This is a genomic window from Gulosibacter sediminis (assembly GCF_030011715.1).
In the GTDB taxonomy this organism is placed as follows: domain Bacteria; phylum Actinomycetota; class Actinomycetes; order Actinomycetales; family Microbacteriaceae; genus Gulosibacter; species Gulosibacter sediminis.
The window spans coordinates 87,016-106,171 of the sequence record NZ_JASCYH010000003.1 but is presented as its reverse complement, the minus strand read 5'-3'; the positions used below and the strand labels follow the sequence as shown (position 1 = coordinate 106,171).

Genomic DNA, 19,156 nt, shown 5'->3' with positions numbered 1-19,156 from the left:
GCTGCCTAAACTTGCGGGGGAGGTGCGATGAACGAGCGAGCACGGGCGTCACTGCTGACGAGGTACCTGGTCTTCGCAGTCGGCGTCGTGATCATGTCGTTCGGCGTCGCGCTGTCGGTGCGCGCGAGCCTCGGCACCGCGCCGATCTCGACGCTGCCGACCGTGCTCTCGTTCACCGGTATCGGCACCGTGGGCAGCCTCACAATCATCATGAACGCCGTGTTCATCGTGCTGCAGATCGCGCTGCTGCGACGCCGCTATCGCTGGATTCAGCTGCTCCAGTTGCCTGCCGCGATGCTCTTCGGCGTCGCGATCGACGGCTGGCTCTGGGTGTTCCGCGAGCTCGCTCCCGCCGAGTACTGGCAGCAGGCGCTACTCACGATCGTCGGTACGATCGTGCTCTCAATCGGCGTCTGGATCGAAGTCACACCGCGCGTGCTCATGGTGCCCGGCGAGGGGCTCGTGCAGGCAATCGCCGACGTGAGCCACCGCCGCTTCGGCAACATCAAGGTGGCCTTCGACGTCACGCTCGTCACTCTCGCTACCGTCGTCTCGCTGTTCCTGTTCCACGGACTCGTCGGCGTGCGCGAGGGCACGGTCTTCGGCGCGCTCACGGTCGGCAACTTCGTCAAGCTCTGGCAGCGACTCTTCCCCGGCCTCGGCCGCTGGGTCACGCCGCACGCGCCCGAGTATCCCACCGAGCCCGAGCCCGAGCCCGAGCCCGAGCCCGACCCAGAGCCCGAGCCCGAGCCCGACCCCGAGCATCCCGCGACGTAACAAACGCGCGCTGACCCTGTTCAGCGCGCCGACCCGGTGTTACTTTCAACGTCAGCACCGCCACAGCCCTGGTTCCTCGCGGTCGCGACCGAAGCCCCGAATCAAGGACCTCCCCGTGACCAACCTCGCCAGCGCGCCCGCGCGCGAAACCCACGCACCGCATCCGAACCGCCGTGCCCGCAAGGCAGCGCTCGCCGGCTTTCTCGGCAGCGCCCTCGAGTACTACGACTTCTTCATCTATACGACCGCCGCGTCGCTGGTGTTCAGCCACGTCTTCTTCACCTCCGACAACCCCACGGTGGCGCTGATCCAGTCGTTCGCCGTGCTCGGGGTTGGCTACGTGTTCCGGCCGCTCGGCGCGTTCCTCTTCGGCCACCTCGGCGACCGTATCGGCCGCCGCAACACGCTTGTCGCGACGCTCATGCTCATGGGCATTGCGACGTTCAGCATCGGCCTGCTGCCGACGTACGAGCAGGCGGGCATCTGGGCACCGATCCTGCTCACGCTGCTTCGCATTCTGCAGGGCATCTCGGCCGGTGGCGAAACCGCGGGTGCCTCGTCGCTCTCGATCGAGGAGTCGCCCGTCGGCCGACGCGCCTTCTTTTCGAGCTTTACCGCCACCGGTGTGAGCGCCGGCATGGTGCTCTCAACCGCCGCGTTCATTCCGATTCAGGCGATGGATGCGTCGGCGCGGGATGCGTGGGGCTGGCGAATTCCGTTCCTCGCGTCGATGCTGGTGCTCATCGTTGCGTACCTCGTGCGCCGCACTCTCGACGAGTCGAGCGAGTTCGCGAAGCAGCGCGAGGAGCGATCGTTCCGCTCGACCGGCCGCGTGCCGTTCTTGCTCATGATTCGCACGCACCCGGTCGCGTTCGTGTCGGTCGCGCTCATGAGCGTGCAGATACTCATCTACACCTACCTGCAGGGCTTCGGCATCGCGTTCGCGACGCAGATCGGCACCGTCGCGCCCACGACGATTCTCTGGGCGCTCGCGGTGGGCAACCTCATCGCGATCGGCACGCAACCCTGGCTCGCGCTGCTCGCCGACCGCATCGGCCGAAAACCCGTCGCGATGACGGGTCAGGCGTTGTCGGGCGTGCTCGTGTTCCCCTTTTTCTACTCACTGTCGGTCGGCAACGTGCCGCTCATCTTCATCACGACCGGCCTCATCGTTGGCCTGAGTTATGCGGCCGCCAACAGCCTGTTCACGAGCTGGTTCGGCGAGCAGTTCCACGTGCGCGTGCGTTACTCGGGCCTCGCCGTCGCCCTGCAGGCTGGCGCGCTCATCGCCGGCTTCTCGCCGACGATCGGCACGGCCCTCGTCAACGGCGAACCGAGCCGCTGGATGGTCGGGGCGTCGGTTGCGGCGATTGGCGCGGGTCTCGCTGTGGTCGGTTCGCTGATCGCGCGGGAGACGTACCGAACGCCGCTCGGCGAGCTCGGCAACCCGGTGGCGTAATAGGCCCTACTGCCCCGCAATCGCACCCCGGTACGACGCGTCGCGCGCCGGCGCATTCGTAGTATCAAGGGATGCCCGACCACCGTGCCCCGCAGGCTCCGCAGCGAACTCCCTCGTATCGACGTGCGAGGGCGTGGCTCATCTTCGCGATCGCACTCGCAGTTGCCGCGAGCGTGCTCGGAATGTTCGGCTACTCGCAGGTTGCGGCGCAGCCAGAGGCACGAATTCACTACATCGTCGAAGACGGGCTGCCCTATGGCATCACGCAAGAGACGGTCGAGGCTGCCGCCGAAGTACACGGGGCGGTGGCCTACGAGCCGATCACAATGATGGTGGTCGAGCGGGAGCTCGAGTGGGACGAGTACATCAACGGCGAGCTACCCGACGGCGTCGACATTCTGCTTTCGATCGGATACGACGCTGACGATCTCGACCTCTCGCTGCCGCGAGCCAGTCGCGTCGGTGTGGTGGGCGGTGACGAAGACCGCTACTCCGAGCTGACCGCCGTGCGTGAGACGCTCATGAACAACCTCACGATGGGCCACGGCGCGGGCGCGGTCGTCGGCGCGAGCATCACGGCGGCCGACACGCTGTTCGACGGCGCCACACGCTCGCCGCTGCTGTGGGGTGCCCTCACCGCGCTGCCGCTGCTCGCATCCGTCTGGTTTCTGCTCGCCTACATTCGCGAGGTTCGCTCTGCGCGCGCCCAACGCGGCCGCTTCGATCGGGCCCGGCTGCAGCTCGCGAGGATCGTGCTCGAGCTCGACACGCTCGAAATGCAGTTCTCGACGGCCGAGGCGCTGCTTTCGGATGCGCAGGGGTTCTTCAAGGGGCGGGATGCGGCGAAGGCGCGCAAGCGACTTCGCAAGGATTGGGAGGCGGTGCGCGAATCGAGCCTCGAGCTTGCCCGCGTTGAACAAGCGCTCGAGCGCGACCTGATCGACTCGAACGCCGCCGTGCATTCGAGCGTGTCAGCCGCACCCGCAGACCTCGACGCCTTCGAAACTGACGTTGCGACGCTCGCGCGCAAGGCAGACTCGCTGGCGGCGGCCGCATCGCTGCGAGTCGGCCACGCGAACTCTGACACCGTGCTCGCGCGACTCGCGCTGCCGATCACGCAGGCGATCGGCGAGATTCTGCGCAATACGAGGCACCTGCGGCGCAGCGAGATTACAGCACTCGAGTCGCAGCGCACCGCGATGCTCGCGCTTGTGCGCGAGAGCAAGGTGCTGACCGACGGGCATGACGACCCGGAAGGTGCGGATGCGGTGCGCGCGCAGAGTGAGCTGCTGCAGCGGTGGAGCACGATCGAGACGCGCATGGTTACGACGCTCGACAAGATTCTCGGCGTGACGAAGATCACCGGCAACGCGCGCACCCGAGCGGTGGAGCGCATCCGGGCGACCTCTGCGGGGGCAACGGAATCGCAGACGGAGCTGCGCGGCTCGCTTGGCCTGCCCGAGCCGAGTGAATTCGGTGCGCTCGTGCCGGCCGAGCGCGTGCTGCTCGCGTTCGAGCAGGTCGAAGCGACGAACGACGACGCGGCGAGTCGGGGCGCGCCAAGGAACACCGACAACAAGACCCTCGCCGCCATGGCGGGGTTCGGCGTTGTGGCACCGATTGTGGTTGCGCTGCTCGCGGGCATGTTCGCCTCGTTCGCGGAGGCGGGGGAGCCCACCGGCTACGGCCGTGAAGTCATCGGTGATGTGCCGCTGGCGAGCATGCAGATCTACGGCGACATGGAACTGCTGCCGAACTTCGAGTCAGATGCGCTGATCTCTGACGCGACGACCAACTACGAATCCATCTCACTCGAGCACGTGCGCGACTGGATGGAGCGGGCAGCCGAGGGCGACCCGAAGATTGGGCTGTTCCCCACAGAAATTGACCTGACGGTGACGATTCTGCCGGCCGAGGAGTATCTCCCGAACCTCGCGCCGATTCCCGACAGCGATCATTATGAAATCGCCTACCCCGACCTGCTTGAGATGTATGACCGGCTCGGAGCCGACGTCTCGAGCGAATATCCCGAGGTGTTCGACGCAGCGACGGGCGACATTCGGCTCGGCCAGGCCATCCTGCCAATTTGGGTGATGGAGGACGGCAGCTACTCGATCGGCCTGCCACTGACCGGTGAAATCTCAGCCGGCGTCGACAGTCGGCTTGGCGCCTACTACTTCCTCGCGACCGAATTGCGCCCGCGCGAGGTCGAAAGGGAGCATCCGATCGAAACCGGCACCTACATCGCGTTCGAACTCGGCGAGCTCGGGCGCACCCTCGAGTACAACCACATGGAGATGGCCGAGGAAGACACGAGCGGCGTGTTCTGGGCGGTCACCTTCGCCGTGTGGGGCGCGCTGCAGACGGTGCTCGTGCTGGGTGGAATCGCGCTCGAGGCAGCGCGCAGCCGACGTGCCGGTGCCGCAGCGCGTGCGCAACTTTCGGGCATCCGCTCGCGCCTCGAGCAGCTCGCACTCGGGCTCGACCTCTCGCGGCTCGACATGGTCGCGGTGCTCGGCGCGGGCACGGGCGAGAAGGGGGATGAGGCGCAGGCCGACCAGCGCCTGTACGAGACCGCGCTCGTCACCGCCTGGCGACAGGCGCAGGCGCTCGAGAGTCTGCCGCCGAAGCAGCAGCGCGGCCCCGAGTGGGAGGCGCAGGTCGCCGACCTCGACCGGCTCGTGTCGACGCTCGCCGATCAGAGCGAGGAAGTTTCGGAACGCGCGCTCGAGGTGATTCGCGCGAGCGAGTAGCCGCCTAGGTCAGCGGGGCCGCGTCGTAGGTTACCCAGTTCGTGCGGCTCGCGAGCTGGTCGTAGAGCGCCTGCGCCCGGTGGTTGTCCTCGGCCGTGATGCCGCGCACGACCGAGCATCCCTCCGCGCCCGCGATTTCGCGAACCCGCGTGATGAGTGCTCGGGCGGCACCGCCGCCGCGAATGTCGGGCTCGGTGAAGAGGTCATCGAGCCAGATTCCCACGGATGCGGTGGAGGGGCGGGCGAAGCGTCGGTAGTGGGCGATCGCGACGACGCGGCCCTCGGCGACGGCGGCGAGGCCGGTCACTTCGTGGTTCGGATCAGTGACCCACGACCAGACGCGGGAGACCGCATCCTCACTGTCGGGTTGCTGGTAGAACGCCCGATAGCCGGGGAACAGCTCGCGCCAGCGCGGCTCGTCGCTCGCCTCGATCGGCCGCACGGTGATGTCTGCTTTGCTCATGATTGCCCGTTCTTGGCCGCGGCCTTCAGCGCCTTCTTTGTTTCGCGCACTCGCTGCAGCGACTCGTCGTCGACGACGTCGGCGATTGAGCGGAAGGCACCTGCGGGGCCGTAGTCGCCCGCAGCCTCGCGCCAACCGTCGGCCTCGAGGCCGAACTGTTTGCCGAGCAACGCGAGGAAGATCTTCGCCTTCTGCTCGCCGAAACCGGGCAGCGCCTTGAGGCGGCGCAGGATCTCGGCGCCACTTGGGGCGTTGCCCGACTTGCCGTCGCGCTGCCAGATCGCGGCGGTGTCGCCGTCGTAGTCGTCGGCAATGGCGCGGGCGAGTGCCTGCACGCGCGTCGCCATCGACCCCGGGAATCGGTGCACGGCCGGTGTCTGCTTGAAGGCCGCGAGCAGCGCATCCTCATCGATGGCTGCGACAGCGCCCGGCGAGAACTCGTCGAGGCGCTCAACGAGTTTCTGCGGGCCCGCGAATGCCGTTTCCATCGGCACCTGCTGGTCGAGGAGCATGCCGACGAGCAGCGCGAAACGGTCGTGCGCGAGCAGTTCGTCGGCCTTGGGGTCGGTCGAGAGATACACCGTTGTCATGCGATCAGTCTGCCACTGCGCTGCTGCGCATCCTGGCCGAACCCACACGGATCCGTATCGTGCTTGCCCTGCGCGGGGCCCACGAGCTGTCGGTGAATGCCATCGCGGATGCGGTGGGCAAGAAGCCGTCATGTGTTTCGCAGCACCTCGCGAAGATGCGCATGGCGCGCATGGTGACGACCCGCCAGGTGGGCACCAGCGTGCTGTATCAACTCACGGATGAGCATGCTGCGGCACTTGTTGTCGAGGCAGTGAAGAGAGAATAACTGCATGTGGCTGTCAGTTACTCCACTGTCACGCACGAGTTCTAAAAGTTGCATTTGCGTTCGTGAAATTAAACTTAATAGGCCGTATGGTTGCGTTGTGGATCTGACATTGTTCCAAAACGAGCACATGGGTGCACTACTCCCCATCAAAGGGTCTGATGCCTTGTTGGGTGACTGGGCGCACAAGGCGTTTGTGCCAGCGCCGCTCCCCTCGCAGTCACCGAGTCTCCAGGGGAAGACGTTTCTCGCGGTCGCCGATGCTCGCGCCTCCCTCGCGGCACTCGACAGCACAGCGCGGCAGCTGCCCAATCCGCAGCTCCTGCGCTACCCAGCACTCCAACGCGAAGCCCAAAGTACGTCAGCGCTCGAGGGCACTTACGCACCATTGGAAGCGGTGCTCACCGCCGACGAGGAGCGCCCACGTACGCCCGAACTCATGGAAGTCCTCAACTATGTACTGATGGCGAACAGCGGCTTTCATGAAGTCACACAGGGGCGACCAATATCGGTCAGTTTCTTAAGCTCGATGCAGGGCATCCTGATGCAAGGCACGCCGCTTGCCGAAGAGTCAGGGCGAGTTCGTCAGAGGCAGGTCGTGATTGGACGTCGGGCGGATGCGCCGATCGGTGGTTTCCCTGTGCATGCAGCGAGGTTCGTTCCATCACCGCCGGGGCTCTCTCTTGAAGCGAGTCTCCGGGACTTGGCCGATTGGATGCAGACAGATCACGCTGGTGAAATCGACCCGGTTGTTGTTGCTGCGATGGCGCATTATCAGTTTGAGACACTGCACCCCTTCCGTGACGGAAACGGTCGACTTGGCAGGTTCTTGATTGTGTTGCAGCTTTTACATGCTGGCGTGCTTACCGAACCGACACTGACAGTTTCGCCATGGTTTGAGGCGCGACGTGCCGAGTATTACGACCGTTTGCTCGCAGTGAGCACCGACGGTGATTGGGATGGGTTCATAGCTTTCTTCGCGCGCGGCCTCCAGGCGGCTGCCGACCAGACACTGCGCCAAATGAACGAGCTTGTGCAGGTGCAATCCGAGCTCAAGGACCAGATCCGTGCCTCGAGTATCCGGGCCGACTCAGCGCATGCCTTAGTCGATTTTGCTGTCGCGAACCCGTCGTTCACGGCAAAGCGGGCCACTGATGCACTCAACTTGTCATATCAACGAGTAAACAAGCTCATCGGACAACTCATCGAAATTGGCGTACTGGAGCAGATGCCTGAGCAATCGTACGGACGACGGTTCTTCGCCCCTCGAGTCATGGCGGCCCTGACGCGGGGTACGTAACCTGGAATACCCGCGCGGCGAATGCGTTTGCATCAACATGGCAACCAAGATCGGCTTTCTCTCGTTCGGGCACTGGATGGACGTGCCCGGCTCGCAGGTGCGCACCGCAAGCGACGTCCTGCACCAGGCAATCGACCTCGCGGTCGGCGCGGAGGAGGTCGGCATCGACGGCGCGTACTTCCGCGTGCACCACTTCGCGCAGCAGCACTCGGCGCCGTTCCCGCTGCTCAGCGCGATCGGCGCGCGCACGTCGAAGATCGAACTCGGCACGGGCGTCATCGACATGCGCTACGAGAACCCGCTCTACATGGCCGAGGACGCGGCGGTCGCCGACCTCATCGCCGACGGTCGCCTGCAGCTCGGCGTGAGCCGCGGCTCACCCGAGCCGGTCATCGCGGGCTACCGCGCGTTCGGGCACATCCCCGACGACGGCGACACCGACGGTGCCGACATGGCCCGTCACGCCACTGACATCTTCCTGCGCGCCATCGATGGCGCCGGCGTCGCGAACCCCGACCCGCGCCGCTCGCACTCGGTCGACGCGCAGCCGGTCATGCCGCAGTCGCCGGGCCTGCGCGACCGCATCTGGTGGGGTGCTGGCTCGCGCAAGACGGCCGTCTGGGCCGCCGAGCAGGGCGTCAACCTCATGTCCTCCACCCTGCTCACCGAAGACACCGGGGCTGAGATGGGGGATGCGCAGGCCGAGCAGATCCGCCAGTTCCGCGACGCGTGGCGCGAGGCCGGGCACGCCCGTACCCCGCGCGTGAGCGTCTCGCGCAGCATCATCCCGATCATCGACGACGAGTCGCGCCGCTACTTCGGCGTGCGCGCGCAAGCCGAGTCGGTCGACCAGGTCGGCTACATCGACGTCGGCGAGATCGCCCGGTTCGGCCGCAGCTACATCGGCGAGCCGGATGCGCTGGTCGAGCAGCTGCGCCAGGACGCAGCCGTGCAGGAGGCCGACACGGTGCTCGTGACGGTGCCGAACGCGCTCGGCGTCGACTTCAACCTGCGCCAGCTCGACGTCATCTCGCGCGAGATTCGCCCGGCGCTCGGCTAGGGCAGGCAAGGCCGGCGGGAGTGACTACGAGCGCCCGCCGGCCACGGCTCGGTTGTAGTCGAGTGCGGTGTCGATCCACGACGACAGCTGTTCTTCGTCGCTGATCGTGTCGGCCGCGACTTCGAGCCAGCCGGGGCCCATGTCTCGGCCTGGTCCCATCGTCGCCTGAGTTGCGCCCGGCTTGCGGAGCAGCGAGTCGTGCTGCCGCGCATCCACTCGGACGAGGAGCCCGCCGCCCTTCAGCGCGCTGACCAGGATCTTCTCGTTGACCATGACGGACCGCCCGCCGAACATCGAGACCCCGCGCACGATTAGTTCATCGGTGATCAGGGCGCGAATGCGGTCGACGAGCGCCGTCTGCTCGGGAGTCATGATTTCGTGGCGGCTCAGGCCTGCTGTGGCGGGCCGTAAGAGGGGCGGTCGAAAATGAGCACGCTCTGCGCGATCTTCCCGTCCTCGATGGTGAAGAACTCAGCGGCTGGCGTGGTCGAGGTTGCGGCGGTCTGCGGGTAATAGAAGAGCGCCACGCGGTCGCCGTCGACGAACTCGGCGATGTCGCCGATGCCGGTGAGCATCGGCGCGAAACCGCCGATGAACCCACGGTAGGCCTCCTTGCCGTGCAGGTCGCCGCCGGGTGCGCGGCAGGCGATGTCGTCGGCAACGAGGTCCATTGCGGTGTCGATATCCCCGCTCGTCCAAGCGCGATGATACTGCTGCACGATGGTTTGGGCGTTGTCGTTGGCCATGAGATCCTCCTGGGTTGGTGTCGTGGAAGCGGCGTGGATGTTCAGTCGGCGAGGGGCTGCCAGGCATCGTGACCGGCGTCTCCGCCGGCTCCGACGATGGCGAGGCGGGGCAAGAAATTTGCCCAGCCGTCGGCGTGACCCCGCACGCTGGCGTCGGGCAGGTCGAAGTGGCGCAGGTCGACGCGGGTGCCGCCGCTGATCGCGGTGAGTCGGAACTCGACCGTCGATGCGCCCGCGGGCAGGTCCTCGCTGCCCGCGAAGCCCCAGCTCATCGCGACGAAGTGCGGCGGCTCGACGCGCAGGTACTCGCCGCGCACCGGATGGCCGGCGATGTCGACGGCGAACTTGCCGCCGGGCGTCGGGTCGAGGTCGGCGAATTGGCCCATCCAAGCCGTCATGCCCTCGTTGGTAATCAGGTACTCGAACACCGTCTCGGGCGGAGCCTCGATCGAGATGGAGTCTCGGAACTCAGCCACGAGGCCCCTCCTGTCGCGCTTCGATGACGGTCTTGAGGGCAGCGAGTTTCGCCGGCCAGAAGTCGTCGAGGTACGAGCGCACCGCGGCCAGCCCGTCGGTGTCGACTGCGAAGAGATGCCGAGTGCCCTCGCGGGTGCCGACCGCGAGGCCTGCCTTGCGCAGCACTCCGAGGTGGTGCGAGGCGGTCTGCTGCGAGAGCCCGACCTGCTCTGCGATTGTCCCGACCGGCTGCGGCGCGGATCGGATTACCTGCAGGATCGCGCGCCGGTTGCCATCGGCGAGCGCGCGCAACGCCAGGTCAAGGTCTGCTTCGGCTTCGGTGGTCATCGCGGCACTCCTCGCTCGAACGACCTCAAGCTAACACAAACGAAGGTTTGTACTCACGCCTGTCCGTGGATTGTCAGGTGATGTGCAGCCAGTGTCGCTCGCGCGATGCGGGACTGGCGCTACTCGCGCACCTGCCGCATCTCGCGCGCGAGCCGCGGGTTGCGCGCATCCAACTCGTTCGTGACGCGCTCGACGACGTGCTCAGCCTTGTTCTGGCTCAACTTGGCCCGCGCGTCGAAGCGGGTCACGCGCATCCGGAGGCCCGTCGTGCCCTTCGCCATGCGCCGAGTGCCCTCGGGGTCGTAGGCGAGGCTGCGGCCGTGGGGGAAATGCCGCTCGAAGTGGTCGGTGAGTGCCGAGAGCACCTCGTAGTTCTCCTCGTCGCTGAGGATCTCGGGCACGCCGTAGAGGTGGGCGGTGACGTGATTCCAGGTAGGCACCACCTGGCCCTCGTCGTACCAGCTGGGCGAGACGTAGTCGTGCGGGCCCTGAATGATCACGAGTAGTTCGTGCTCGCCGAGTTCGAGTGCCTCGTCGTCGGGGTGGCCGAAGTGCGAGAGCAGCACGATGTCGTCGGCAGACTCGTCGAGGATCACCGGATAGTGCGACGCGAGGAGGCCGTTCGCGGTGTTCGACACGAACGTTGCCCACGGGTTCTCGCGGATGAGTCGCTTCACCTCGGCGGGGTCGGCGAGCAGGAAGTGCGGAGTGTGACGCATGCTGCGACCTTAGTTACGGCATCCGTGGTTTGGCTCACCGCGCTTCGCTACCGTGTGCCCATGGATCTGCAACTCACTGACCGCGTCGTGCTCGTCGTTGGCGGCAACGGCACCCTCGGCAGCGTTATCGTGCGCCGCCTCGAAGCAGAGGGGGCGACGGTCGTGTCGGCCTCGCGCAGCGGCGCCGGCGGGCTGACGCTCGATGCGAGCGACGACGAGTCGGTGCGCGCGGGCTTCGCGTCGGTGCTCGCGGAGCACGGCCGGCTCGACGGCGTCGTGATCACCGCGGCGCCGCCCGCGAAGACGCTCGACGTGGCGCGTCACGCCGACCCGGATCAGGTGCGCGAGGCGATCGAGGGCAAGTCGCTCACGTTCCTGCGCGTCGCGAATGCGGCGCTCGAAGTGATGGGTGAGGCCGGCTACGGCCGCATCGTCGGCATTTCGGGGCAGAACGCGCGCCTCACCGGCAACGTCAGCGCGGCCGTGCGCAACGCCGCGCTCAACGTCGCGGCGAAGACGCTCGCCGACTCGGTCGCGGGCAGCGGCATCACGGTGAACACGGTGAACCCCGGCAACGTCGTCGCCGAGCCCGACCCCGAGATCGGCGCCGGCAAGCCGGGGCAGAGCACGCCCGACGACACCGCGAATTTGGTGGCGTTCTTGGTTTCGCCGCTCACGGGCGGTATCTCGGGCGAGGCGATCGCCCTCGGGCACCGCGTGCGCGGCGTCGCCGACCTGTAGGGCGCGACCCGGCGCATCCGTGCCCGTGCGGTTTTCTACGATTGATGCGGTCGTAACCGCAGCGATCCTAGAAAAGTGCATCTATTGGTGGCCACGGTGCCGGTCGTCGTGCGGTTTTCTAGGTGGGATGCGGTTGTAAGTGCAGCTCTGCGAGAAAACCGCATCGATCGTGGGTGCGTACCGACGTCGTGGTGCGGTTTTCTACGGGGAATGTGGTTGTAAGTGCGGCGATCGTAGAAAACTGCGTCACTGATCTTTAGTCGGACGACTCGACGAGGGTGCGGAGGCGGGCGAGGTCGGCGGCGACGGCCGCGCAGTCGCGGTCGAACTCGGCGACGGTCATGTCGCGCTGGCGCACCGTGAACACGAGCTCGGCGCCGGCCGGATGCTCGAGCACGCGCAGCGGGTTGAGCGCGGCCTCGCCGCTCGGCAGGGTCACGACGTGGTCGAGCACGCCCAGGTCGTTCGCGCCGACGAACTCGACCGTCACCTCGCCCATGGGGGAGTCGACGACGAGCTGCTCGCCGCGGCGGCGCACCGGCGCCTGCGCGAGTCCGGCCGCCCAGCGCGGCAGATTGTCGGGGTCGGATGCGAAGTTCCAGACCGCGCGCGGGCTCGCGTGCACGATCTCGCTGAGGTGCCGGCTCTCGGGGCGGCCGGCGACCGGGCCGCCGAGCGAGCGCCAGGAGCCGAGCGGCGCATCCGCCACCACCGGCTCCTCGGTTTCGGTGCCGCACTCGACAAAGCCGCGCGCCCGATAGTTTGCGAGCGCCGCCGGCCCGTCGAGCGAGCAGGTGTGCACCCACACCCGAGTGATCGGGGCGAGCGAGAATCGCTCGCCCATCGTCCACGCCGCCGCAACACCGTGCTCGAGCAGCAGGCCACCCAGACCACGCCCGATCGCATCCTCGGCGAGGCCGAAGTAGCGCACCTCGACCTGCGCATCCACCTCGCGGGGCTGCGGCTGCAGGTGCACGTAGCCGAGCGGCTGGCCGTCGCGCACGAGCACCAAGAACTCGGTGCCCGGCACCGCGAGCTCCTCGGCCCACTGCTCGCGCGCCCAACCAAGCCGGTCGGTCCAGTGCCACGGCCCACCCACGAGGCCATACAAGTACCGCGCGAACTCGGGCGACACATCAACAGCCCGGTCGATGCGCACGTCGGCCGGCACGGCGCGTGGCATCGCGGCCGGCGGCGCGAGCATCTCGAGGGACGTGATCGTGACCTGCATGGGAAGACCGCTATCGAATTACTGGCGAAGGAAGCTCACGCCGGGCTCGTCGTCCTCGCCGTCGTCGAGCAGCTCGTCGAACGCGTCGGGGTTGTCTTCGAGGTAGTCCTCGGCCGAGGCGAGCGACGGCGAAACCACGACCACCGAGTAATCGGTGAGCCAGATGCGCGTGCCGTCCTCGTACATCCAGAACAGCCCGAGCTCGCCGTCGAAGGTCGTGCCCTCGACCGCGACCGTGTCGAACTCGTCATCGAAGACGGCGGCGAGCTCGTCGAAGCGAATCGAGATGGGGTGGTCGTCGTCGATCTCCTCAGGCAGGTCCTCCTGCCAGTCGGTGTGATCGAGCGAGACCGAGTCGGTCTGTTCGTCGTCGCCAAGAATCTGCGCGACGGCGCCCGAGGGTGTCACCATCTCGTCGTCCTCGGCGCCACCGCGCCAGCCGAGCTGCTCGCGCAGCACGCGTCGAGTCTGGATCTCGGAGTTGCGCCAGTCGAAGTCGGCGCACAGGCGCACGAACTCGATCAGCTCCTGATCGGAGGCGGCCGACAGCGCGCCGGCAACGGTGGGTTCAGTCATTGCGGGGTCCTTCCTGAGCCTTGCGCCAATCCTATTGGGCGCAGGTGTCCGCAGGCCGCGCGCCGCCCCTGCCACCAGATCCCGCATCCGGTCGCGCCGCAGGCCCCGCATCAGGCCCAGTCACCGCCCCCGATATGGTGGGCAGCACCATGCCGCTCGACCGCCCCCGCCTCGCGCCAGCCACCGACGCCACGATCAAGTGGATTCGGCACGCCGGCGTGCTCGCCGCGCTCGGGCTCGCGGCGTGGGCGGTCGTCGCGTATTACTCGCTGCCGCTCGTGATTCCGGTGCACTTCGGCATCTCGGGGCAGCCGGATGCGTATGGGCACCGCTCGAGCGTGCTCTGGCTCGCGCTCGTCTTCGTCGTGCTCGCGGTCGGCATCGCCGTCATGTCACGGCACCCGCGCCTCTTTAACTACCCGGTGCCGGTCACCGACGAGAACGCCTCGCGGCTCTACCGCGAGGCCGAACGGATGCTCGTCTGGCTGCTCGTGCCCCTGCAGCTCATCTTCTTCGCGGTACTTCAGGCGGTGTTGCTCAACGGCGCCGTTACCTGGCTGCTCTGGGTGGGGCTCGCAGCGCTGCTCGTCGTGATCTTCGCGAGCATCGTGCGGATGTCCCGCGCCGCGTAGCGACGCAAAGTGGGCCGTTTCGGCCATCGATACTCTCCGGGCATGAATACATGCATTTCGAGTCTTGGACGGAAATGATTCCGCGGTCTTACTGTGAGCGAAGTCGTTTTTCGACACCGTGGCAACGATTGCCACAGCCCCGCAAAATAAGCCCCTATACCGCACCGATGGAGATGCGACTTGCCCCTAGTAATTGTTGGAGGGGTGTTCGTGCCGATCGCGCTGATCAGCGCATTCGCCGGCGCGGCGCTGTTCTTCCTCATCGCCCGCTTCGTGCTGCGCCGCAAGGTCATCGAGGCGGTGCCCGCGTCGATGGCCTCGGCCTACGCGAACGCCGGCAACATCGGCCTGCCGATCGCGCTGTTCTCGGTGTCGAGCGCCGTGCCGGCGATCTCGGTGCTCGCGTCGCAGCTGCTCATCATCGCGCCGGTCTACCTCACGATCTTCTCGTTCATCTCGCGCAGCGCGCAGCCGGGCGACACCTCGACGGGCAAGCTGATTCTCAAGTCCGTCGCGAACCCGGTGACGATCGGCGCGCTCATCGGCGCCGTGCTCTCGCTCTCGCAGTGGCAGGTGCCGGCGGTGATCTGGGAGCCGCTCGACATGCTGGGCCACGCATCCGTGCCCCTGCTGCTCATGATGTTCGGCATGAGCCTGATCGGGCAGACGCCGTTCCGAACGCGCGAGATTCTCGCGGATGTGGTGCTCGGCACGCTCGTCAAACTCGCGGTGCGCGACATCACCTTCGCGACGTCGCTGCTCGCGTTCCCCGCGATTCTCGTGATCGGCCTGGTGCTCGCGCCGTAGCAGGGATGCGCGGGGCTGGATGCGCAGGCCCGGGCCGGATGCGCGCGGCGGCTACGCCGTGTCGCGAATGACGAGCTCGGGCTGGAACACGACGCGGTCGTGCGTTCCCGTGGGGTTGTCGGCGATTTCGACGAGCAGGTCGACCGCCGTCGCGCCGATGATCTCAGCGGGCTGGCGCACCGAGGTGAGCGGAATCACGGTCGAGGCCGCGAAGTCGATGTCGTCGTACCCGACGAGCGCGATGTCGTCGGGAATCGCGAGCTTGCCGATCATCACGAACGCCTGCAGCAGGCCAACGGCGAGTAGGTCATTCGCCGAGAACACGCCGTCGGGGCGTGTCGCCGCGTCGCGCTCGCAGAGCGTCCGTCCGACGTCGCGGCCCGCGCCGACCGTGAGGCCGGGCGTGCCGAGAAACTCGACGGTCGCCCCGGTGACCTCGGCCGCGGCTTTCTGGGCACCCTCGAGGCGGTCGGCGACCTGGCGGATCGAGAGCGGCCCGCCGACGAACGCGATGTGGCGGCGGCCCGAGTCGAGCAAGTGCTTCGTTGCGAGGTAGCCTCCCGCGACGTCGTCGACCGATACCGAGGGGAACGAGAGGTCGCGTGATTCGCGGTCGACGAGCACGACCGGAGTGCCGTTGTCGCGCAGTCGGTGGAGGCGTTCCATACCGCCGGGCGTCGGTGTGATGAGCACGCCGCGCACGCGCTGCTCCTCGAAGCGGTCGATGTGGGTGAGTTCGCGGTAGGTGCGGTCGTTACTGTTCGTCACCATGAGGTTGAGCCCGTGCTCTTCGCCACGCAGCTCGGCGCCGCGCGCGACCTCGGTGAAGAAGGGATTGCGCAGGTCGAGCACGACGAGACCGACGGTGTCGCTGCGACCCGCGCGAAGCTGCCGGGCGGCGTCGTTGCGCACGTAACCGAGGCGCAGGATGTGCGATTGCACGCGCTCGACGAGCTTCGGCGAGACGCGCTCGGGGTGGTTGAGCACGTTCGACACGGTGCCCATGCTCACGCCAGCGGCGGTTGCGATGTCGCGCATGTTCACACCCATGAGTGCCTCCGCCTCTCTGATCACGCCGGAATCGGTGCTCTGCGCAGGTCAGGGTTCGCCGATGAACCGTCTGATTTGAGCTCCTTGAACTCCTTGAACCGAATCATATCCAAGTTGGTCCGAATCAAAAATAAATGCGTTGCTCGGCATGCGTACGGTGGTGTCATACGTTCAGAGCAATTGGTTGGAACGTTTCAAGAAGGAGCAGAGCGGCTCCTGGAACTTCCGCCCGCAGTCGGTGCCCGCCGACCGCATCCCACTCCCTCTGGCGTGAGCCTCGCAATGATGAGAGGACGGAGCATGTCCGCCCCTGCAGTCCTAGAACTTCGCGACGTGCGAAAGACCTTCGGGTCGGTCGTCGCGCTGCGTTCGGGCACCATCAAGGTCGACCGCGGGTCAATCCACGCGCTCGTCGGCGAGAACGGTGCCGGTAAGTCCACCCTCGTGAAGATTGTCGCCGGCCTCTATCAGCGCGACTCGGGCACCCTGCGCCTCGACGGCGAAGACGTCGACTTCAGCTCGACGGCCCAGTCGAAGGATGCCGGCATCGCGGTGATCTACCAGGAGCCGACGCTGTTCCCCGACCTCTCGGTCACCGAGAACATCTTCATGGGCCGCCAGCCCGTCGGCCGCTTCGGTCGCATCGACTCGCGTGAGATGCGCCACGAGGTCGAGCGACTGTTCACCCGCCTCGGCGTGAAGATCGACCCCGACCGCCCCGCCGAGGGCCTCTCGATCGCCGACCAGCAGGTCATCGAGATCGCGAAGGCCGTGTCGCTCGACGCGAAGCTGCTGATCATGGACGAGCCCACCGCGGCGCTCTCGGGCGTCGAGGTCGACCGGCTGTTCACGATCGCCCGCGCCCTGCGCGACGAGGGCCGCGGCCTCATCTTTATCTCGCACCGCTTCGAAGAGGTCTTCGCGCTCTGCGACCAGATCACGGTGATGCGCGACGGCGCCTACATCGAGACGGTGGCGACCGCCGACGCGACGGTCGACCAGATCGTGAAGCGCATGGTCGGCCGCGACGTCACCGAGCTGTTCCCGAAGCAGCCCGCCGAGATCAGGGAGGTGCTGCTCGAGGTCAACGGCCTCACGCAGCCCGGCGTGTTCAGCGACATCTCGTTCCAGGTGCGCCGCGGCGAGATCGTCGCACTCGCGGGCCTCGTCGGCGCCGGCCGCAGCGAGGTCGCCCGCGCGGTGTTCGGCGTCGACCCCTACCGCACCGGCTCGGTGCGCTTCGAGGGCAAGACGCTCGCGAAGGGCTCGCCCGCGGCCGCGATGCGCGCCGGCATCGCCCTCGTGCCCGAAGACCGCCGCTACCAGGGCCTCGTCATCGACGACACGGTCGGCCGCAACGTCACCCTCGCCCTGCGCAATCGCCTCGCCAAGTGGGGTCTGATCACCACCGGCATCGAGAACCGCGCCGCCGCCATCTGGGCGAGCCGCCTCGAGGTCAAGACGAACGCGCTCGACACGGTCGCCTCGACCCTCTCGGGCGGCAACCAGCAGAAGGTCGTGCTCGCGAAGTGGCTCTCGCGCAACCCCGACCTGCTCATCATCGACGAGCCCACCCGCGGCATCGACGTCGGCACCAAGTCCGAAGTGCACCGCCTGCTCTCTGAGCTCGCGGGGCAGGGGATGGCCGTGCTCATGATCTCGTCCGAGCTGCCGGAGGTGCTCGGCATGGCCGACCGCGTGCTCGTCATGCGCGAGGGTCGGCTTACCGGCGAGCTCACGCGCGACGAGGCAACGCAGGAATCGGTGATGCACCTCGCAACCCACGATGCCAAGGAGTCCGTGGCATGAGCAATCTTCCCGGGCTGAAGCCCGTCGCTACCACCGCGATCCCGACCTCTCGGGTGAGCCGACGCATTTCGTTCATGGGCCGCGTGCGCGAGCTGAGCATCCTGCTCGCCCTGCTCATCGTCATCGTCGCCGCGACCGCGAAGAACCCGAACTTCACGTTCTCGGCCGACGGCTGGCGCGACCTGTTCCTCACCCCGTCGATCCTCGTGCTCGTTGCGGTCGGCCAGGGCATTGTGCTCATCACCCGCAACGTTGACCTCTCGGTCGGCTCGGTCATGGGCCTGTCTGCCTACCTCACTGGCCGCCTGTTCATCGACCTGCCGGGCATCCCGATGCTGCTCGTCATCGTGCTCGTCGTCATCTTCGGCGGCGTGCTCGGCCTGATCAGCGGCGCGCTCGTCGCCTTCGCGCGGGTGCCGGCCATGGTGATCACGCTTGGCATGCTCTACGCCTACCGCGGCATCAACGTGCTCTGGGCCGGAAGCGACCGCATCAACGCGAGCGACCTGCCCCGCGACTTCCTTTCGCTCGGCACGGGCCAGGTGCTCTCGATTCCGATTCTCGCGATCATCGCCTTCATCGTGCTGTTCATTGCGGCCTGGCTCATCAAGAACACCCGCGGCGGCCGCGAGTACTACGCGATCGGCTCCGACCCCGCCGCTGCCGAGCTCTACGGCCTCAAGACCACGCGCCGCGTGCTGACGGCGTTCGTGCTCTCGGGTGCGCTCGCGGGCCTCGCCGGCGTGTTCTACGCGGCGCGCTACGGCACCGTGAACTCGCAGGCCGGTTCTGGCTGGGAGCTCGACGCGGTCGGGGCGGCCGTCATCGGCGGCGTCGCGATCACCGGTGGCGTCGGCACCCTCTGGGGCGCCGCAATCGGCGGCATGCTGCTCGCCACCATCAACCGCGCACTTCCGGTGCTCGGTATCCCCGACTTCTGGCAGCGCTTCGTCGTCGGCCTGCTCATCCTCGGCGCCATCGTGCTCGACCGCGCGGTCGCGCTGCGCCAGAAACGACGACTCATCGAATCTCGCGGCCGGGAGGATGCCCCGCCCCCGCCCGGAGTGCCCGAACCAGAGACGGCCAGGAGCAACGCATGACCACCATCGACACCACCCGCGAACCGACGCCCGCCGAGGCGGCCGTCGGTGCCCCCACCCGCGTGATTGCGCCGTTCGGGCGCCCCGCGTGGAAGCGCCTCCTGATCAGCCGTGAGATGGCGATCGTGCTGCTGCTCGTCGTCGTCGCGCTCGTCGCCATGACCGCCGTGCGCGGCTTCGCCGCCAATCCGATGCGCGCCTACGCCGCGTCGGGCTACCAGCAGCTGATCGCCCAGGAACGCGTCGGGGGCCAGCAGGCCTCCTGGGGCGCGTAGA

22 protein-coding genes are annotated in these 19,156 nt (G+C 67.2%); 12 read left to right on the top strand and 10 right to left on the bottom strand.

Translation table 11 applies throughout. The features are described 5' to 3' along the window. Positions 1-27 precede the first annotated feature (27 nt). The 3 genes from QM019_RS02625 (at position 28) to QM019_RS02615 (ending at position 4,989) form a co-directional block, all read left to right on the top strand. Entirely contained in the window at positions 28-777 is a 750-nt protein-coding gene (locus tag QM019_RS02625) for a YczE/YyaS/YitT family protein (RefSeq protein ID WP_282851753.1), read from the top strand. Positions 778-892: 115 nt separating this feature from the next. Further along, a complete protein-coding gene (locus QM019_RS02620) occupies positions 893-2,236 on the top strand; it encodes an MFS transporter (protein ID WP_282851752.1) in 1,344 nt (447 codons plus the stop codon). A gap of 71 nt (positions 2,237-2,307) precedes the next feature. Then, complete coding sequence (locus QM019_RS02615; protein WP_282851751.1) at positions 2,308-4,989, top strand: hypothetical protein; 2,682 nt, start codon at positions 2,308-2,310, stop codon at positions 4,987-4,989. 4 nt (positions 4,990-4,993) lie between these two features. Here the strand turns inward: QM019_RS02615 and QM019_RS02610 are convergent, their stop codons facing one another. Both QM019_RS02610 and QM019_RS02605 read right to left on the bottom strand, forming a co-directional pair. Beyond that, the gene (locus QM019_RS02610) at positions 4,994-5,452 is read right to left on the bottom strand and encodes a GNAT family N-acetyltransferase (RefSeq protein ID WP_282851750.1); all 459 of its coding nucleotides are present in this window, start codon (positions 5,450-5,452) and stop codon (positions 4,994-4,996) included. Next, positions 5,449-6,042: an HhH-GPD-type base excision DNA repair protein gene (locus QM019_RS02605; protein WP_282851749.1), complete on the bottom strand. Its 594-nt coding sequence runs from the start codon at positions 6,040-6,042 to the stop codon at positions 5,449-5,451. The genes QM019_RS02610 and QM019_RS02605 overlap by 4 nt, the downstream gene beginning before the upstream one ends. On the opposite strand from QM019_RS02605, the gene QM019_RS02600 reads away from it, so the two are divergent. From QM019_RS02600 to QM019_RS02590, 3 genes are all read left to right on the top strand, one after another. Further along, complete coding sequence (locus QM019_RS02600) at positions 5,928-6,308, top strand: ArsR/SmtB family transcription factor (RefSeq protein ID WP_345961011.1); 381 nt, start codon at positions 5,928-5,930, stop codon at positions 6,306-6,308. The two genes, QM019_RS02605 and QM019_RS02600, sit on opposite strands and share 115 nt — an antisense overlap. Before the next feature lie 97 nt (positions 6,309-6,405). Continuing rightward, complete coding sequence (locus QM019_RS02595; protein ID WP_193128515.1) at positions 6,406-7,605, top strand: Fic family protein; 1,200 nt, start codon at positions 6,406-6,408, stop codon at positions 7,603-7,605. 37 nt (positions 7,606-7,642) lie between these two features. Further along, positions 7,643-8,665, top strand: a complete 1,023-nt coding sequence (locus QM019_RS02590) for an LLM class flavin-dependent oxidoreductase (RefSeq protein WP_282851748.1) — start codon at positions 7,643-7,645, stop codon at positions 8,663-8,665. 24 nt (positions 8,666-8,689) lie between these two features. Here QM019_RS02590 and QM019_RS02585 read toward each other — a convergent pair whose 3' ends face one another. The 5 genes from QM019_RS02585 to QM019_RS02565 form a co-directional block, all read right to left on the bottom strand. After that, positions 8,690-9,037, bottom strand: a complete 348-nt coding sequence (locus QM019_RS02585; protein WP_282851747.1) for a TfoX/Sxy family protein — start codon at positions 9,035-9,037, stop codon at positions 8,690-8,692. 14 nt (positions 9,038-9,051) lie between these two features. After that, positions 9,052-9,411, bottom strand: a complete 360-nt coding sequence (locus QM019_RS02580; protein ID WP_282851746.1) for a nuclear transport factor 2 family protein — start codon at positions 9,409-9,411, stop codon at positions 9,052-9,054. A gap of 41 nt (positions 9,412-9,452) precedes the next feature. Further along, the gene (locus QM019_RS02575; protein ID WP_193128517.1) at positions 9,453-9,887 is read right to left on the bottom strand and encodes an SRPBCC family protein; all 435 of its coding nucleotides are present in this window, start codon (positions 9,885-9,887) and stop codon (positions 9,453-9,455) included. Then, the gene (locus QM019_RS02570) at positions 9,880-10,215 is read right to left on the bottom strand and encodes an ArsR/SmtB family transcription factor (RefSeq protein WP_193128518.1); all 336 of its coding nucleotides are present in this window, start codon (positions 10,213-10,215) and stop codon (positions 9,880-9,882) included. The genes QM019_RS02575 and QM019_RS02570 overlap by 8 nt, the downstream gene beginning before the upstream one ends. Before the next feature lie 119 nt (positions 10,216-10,334). Further along, positions 10,335-10,934: an FMN-binding negative transcriptional regulator gene (locus tag QM019_RS02565; protein ID WP_282851745.1), complete on the bottom strand. Its 600-nt coding sequence runs from the start codon at positions 10,932-10,934 to the stop codon at positions 10,335-10,337. A 60-nt stretch (positions 10,935-10,994) separates the two neighbouring features. Between QM019_RS02565 and QM019_RS02560 the strand changes: the two genes are divergently transcribed. Further along, entirely contained in the window at positions 10,995-11,675 is a 681-nt protein-coding gene (locus QM019_RS02560) for an SDR family NAD(P)-dependent oxidoreductase (protein WP_282851744.1), read from the top strand. A gap of 256 nt (positions 11,676-11,931) precedes the next feature. On the opposite strand, the gene QM019_RS02555 is transcribed toward QM019_RS02560, so the two are convergent. Further along, positions 11,932-12,906, bottom strand: coding sequence for a GNAT family N-acetyltransferase (locus tag QM019_RS02555; RefSeq protein ID WP_282851743.1), 975 nt, complete (start codon positions 12,904-12,906; stop codon positions 11,932-11,934). Positions 12,907-12,924: 18 nt separating this feature from the next. Continuing rightward, positions 12,925-13,482, bottom strand: a complete 558-nt coding sequence (locus tag QM019_RS02550) for a hypothetical protein (RefSeq protein WP_282851742.1) — start codon at positions 13,480-13,482, stop codon at positions 12,925-12,927. A 134-nt stretch (positions 13,483-13,616) separates the two neighbouring features. On the opposite strand from QM019_RS02550, the gene QM019_RS02545 reads away from it, so the two are divergent. Both QM019_RS02545 and QM019_RS02540 read left to right on the top strand, forming a co-directional pair. Continuing rightward, on the top strand, positions 13,617-14,114 hold the full coding sequence (locus QM019_RS02545) for a DUF1648 domain-containing protein (RefSeq protein ID WP_282851741.1): 498 nt from the start codon (positions 13,617-13,619) through the stop codon (positions 14,112-14,114). Positions 14,115-14,324: 210 nt separating this feature from the next. Beyond that, positions 14,325-14,921, top strand: a complete 597-nt coding sequence (locus QM019_RS02540; RefSeq protein ID WP_282851740.1) for an AEC family transporter — start codon at positions 14,325-14,327, stop codon at positions 14,919-14,921. A 51-nt stretch (positions 14,922-14,972) separates the two neighbouring features. Here the strand turns inward: QM019_RS02540 and QM019_RS02535 are convergent, their stop codons facing one another. Next, the gene (locus QM019_RS02535; protein WP_282851779.1) at positions 14,973-15,971 is read right to left on the bottom strand and encodes a LacI family DNA-binding transcriptional regulator; all 999 of its coding nucleotides are present in this window, start codon (positions 15,969-15,971) and stop codon (positions 14,973-14,975) included. Between the two features lie 300 nt (positions 15,972-16,271). Here QM019_RS02535 and QM019_RS02530 point away from each other — a divergent pair, with 300 nt between their 5' ends. From QM019_RS02530 to QM019_RS02520, 3 genes are read left to right on the top strand one after another with little or no spacing between them, the layout of a single operon-like run. Next, positions 16,272-17,780: a sugar ABC transporter ATP-binding protein gene (locus QM019_RS02530; RefSeq protein WP_282851739.1), complete on the top strand. Its 1,509-nt coding sequence runs from the start codon at positions 16,272-16,274 to the stop codon at positions 17,778-17,780. Further along, positions 17,777-18,880 carry an ABC transporter permease gene (locus QM019_RS02525; RefSeq protein ID WP_282851738.1) on the top strand — a complete coding sequence of 368 codons (1,104 nt, stop codon included), beginning with the start codon at positions 17,777-17,779 and terminating at the stop codon, positions 18,878-18,880. Before QM019_RS02530 ends, QM019_RS02525 begins: the two co-directional genes overlap by 4 nt. After that, positions 18,877-19,155, top strand: a complete 279-nt coding sequence (locus QM019_RS02520) for a hypothetical protein (RefSeq protein ID WP_282851780.1) — start codon at positions 18,877-18,879, stop codon at positions 19,153-19,155. The genes QM019_RS02525 and QM019_RS02520 overlap by 4 nt, the downstream gene beginning before the upstream one ends. The last annotated feature ends 1 nt before the right edge of the window (position 19,156 follow it).

Bases quoted from the DNA above. Each gene is read 5' to 3' on its own strand.
- QM019_RS02590 (WP_282851748.1), top strand. From the start codon at position 7,643: ATGGCAACCAAGATCGGCTTTCTCTCGTTCGGGCACTGGATGGACGTG.
- QM019_RS02580 (WP_282851746.1), bottom strand. From the start codon at position 9,411: ATGGCCAACGACAACGCCCAAACCATCGTGCAGCAGTATCATCGCGCT.
- QM019_RS02610 (WP_282851750.1), bottom strand. From the start codon at position 5,452: ATGAGCAAAGCAGACATCACCGTGCGGCCGATCGAGGCGAGCGACGAG.
- QM019_RS02550 (WP_282851742.1), bottom strand. From the start codon at position 13,482: ATGACTGAACCCACCGTTGCCGGCGCGCTGTCGGCCGCCTCCGATCAG.
- QM019_RS02570 (WP_193128518.1), bottom strand. From the start codon at position 10,215: ATGACCACCGAAGCCGAAGCAGACCTTGACCTGGCGTTGCGCGCGCTC.
- QM019_RS02615 (WP_282851751.1), top strand. From the start codon at position 2,308: ATGCCCGACCACCGTGCCCCGCAGGCTCCGCAGCGAACTCCCTCGTAT.
- QM019_RS02530 (WP_282851739.1), top strand. From the start codon at position 16,272: ATGTCCGCCCCTGCAGTCCTAGAACTTCGCGACGTGCGAAAGACCTTC.
- QM019_RS02585 (WP_282851747.1), bottom strand. From the start codon at position 9,037: ATGACTCCCGAGCAGACGGCGCTCGTCGACCGCATTCGCGCCCTGATC.
- QM019_RS02565 (WP_282851745.1), bottom strand. From the start codon at position 10,934: ATGCGTCACACTCCGCACTTCCTGCTCGCCGACCCCGCCGAGGTGAAG.
- QM019_RS02535 (WP_282851779.1), bottom strand. From the start codon at position 15,971: ATGGGTGTGAACATGCGCGACATCGCAACCGCCGCTGGCGTGAGCATG.
- QM019_RS02560 (WP_282851744.1), top strand. From the start codon at position 10,995: ATGGATCTGCAACTCACTGACCGCGTCGTGCTCGTCGTTGGCGGCAAC.
- QM019_RS02520 (WP_282851780.1), top strand. From the start codon at position 18,877: ATGACCACCATCGACACCACCCGCGAACCGACGCCCGCCGAGGCGGCC.
- QM019_RS02525 (WP_282851738.1), top strand. From the start codon at position 17,777: ATGAGCAATCTTCCCGGGCTGAAGCCCGTCGCTACCACCGCGATCCCG.
- QM019_RS02605 (WP_282851749.1), bottom strand. From the start codon at position 6,042: ATGACAACGGTGTATCTCTCGACCGACCCCAAGGCCGACGAACTGCTC.
- QM019_RS02555 (WP_282851743.1), bottom strand. From the start codon at position 12,906: ATGCAGGTCACGATCACGTCCCTCGAGATGCTCGCGCCGCCGGCCGCG.
- QM019_RS02625 (WP_282851753.1), top strand. From the start codon at position 28: ATGAACGAGCGAGCACGGGCGTCACTGCTGACGAGGTACCTGGTCTTC.
- QM019_RS02600 (WP_345961011.1), top strand. From the start codon at position 5,928: ATGCCGTTTCCATCGGCACCTGCTGGTCGAGGAGCATGCCGACGAGCA.
- QM019_RS02545 (WP_282851741.1), top strand. From the start codon at position 13,617: ATGGTGGGCAGCACCATGCCGCTCGACCGCCCCCGCCTCGCGCCAGCC.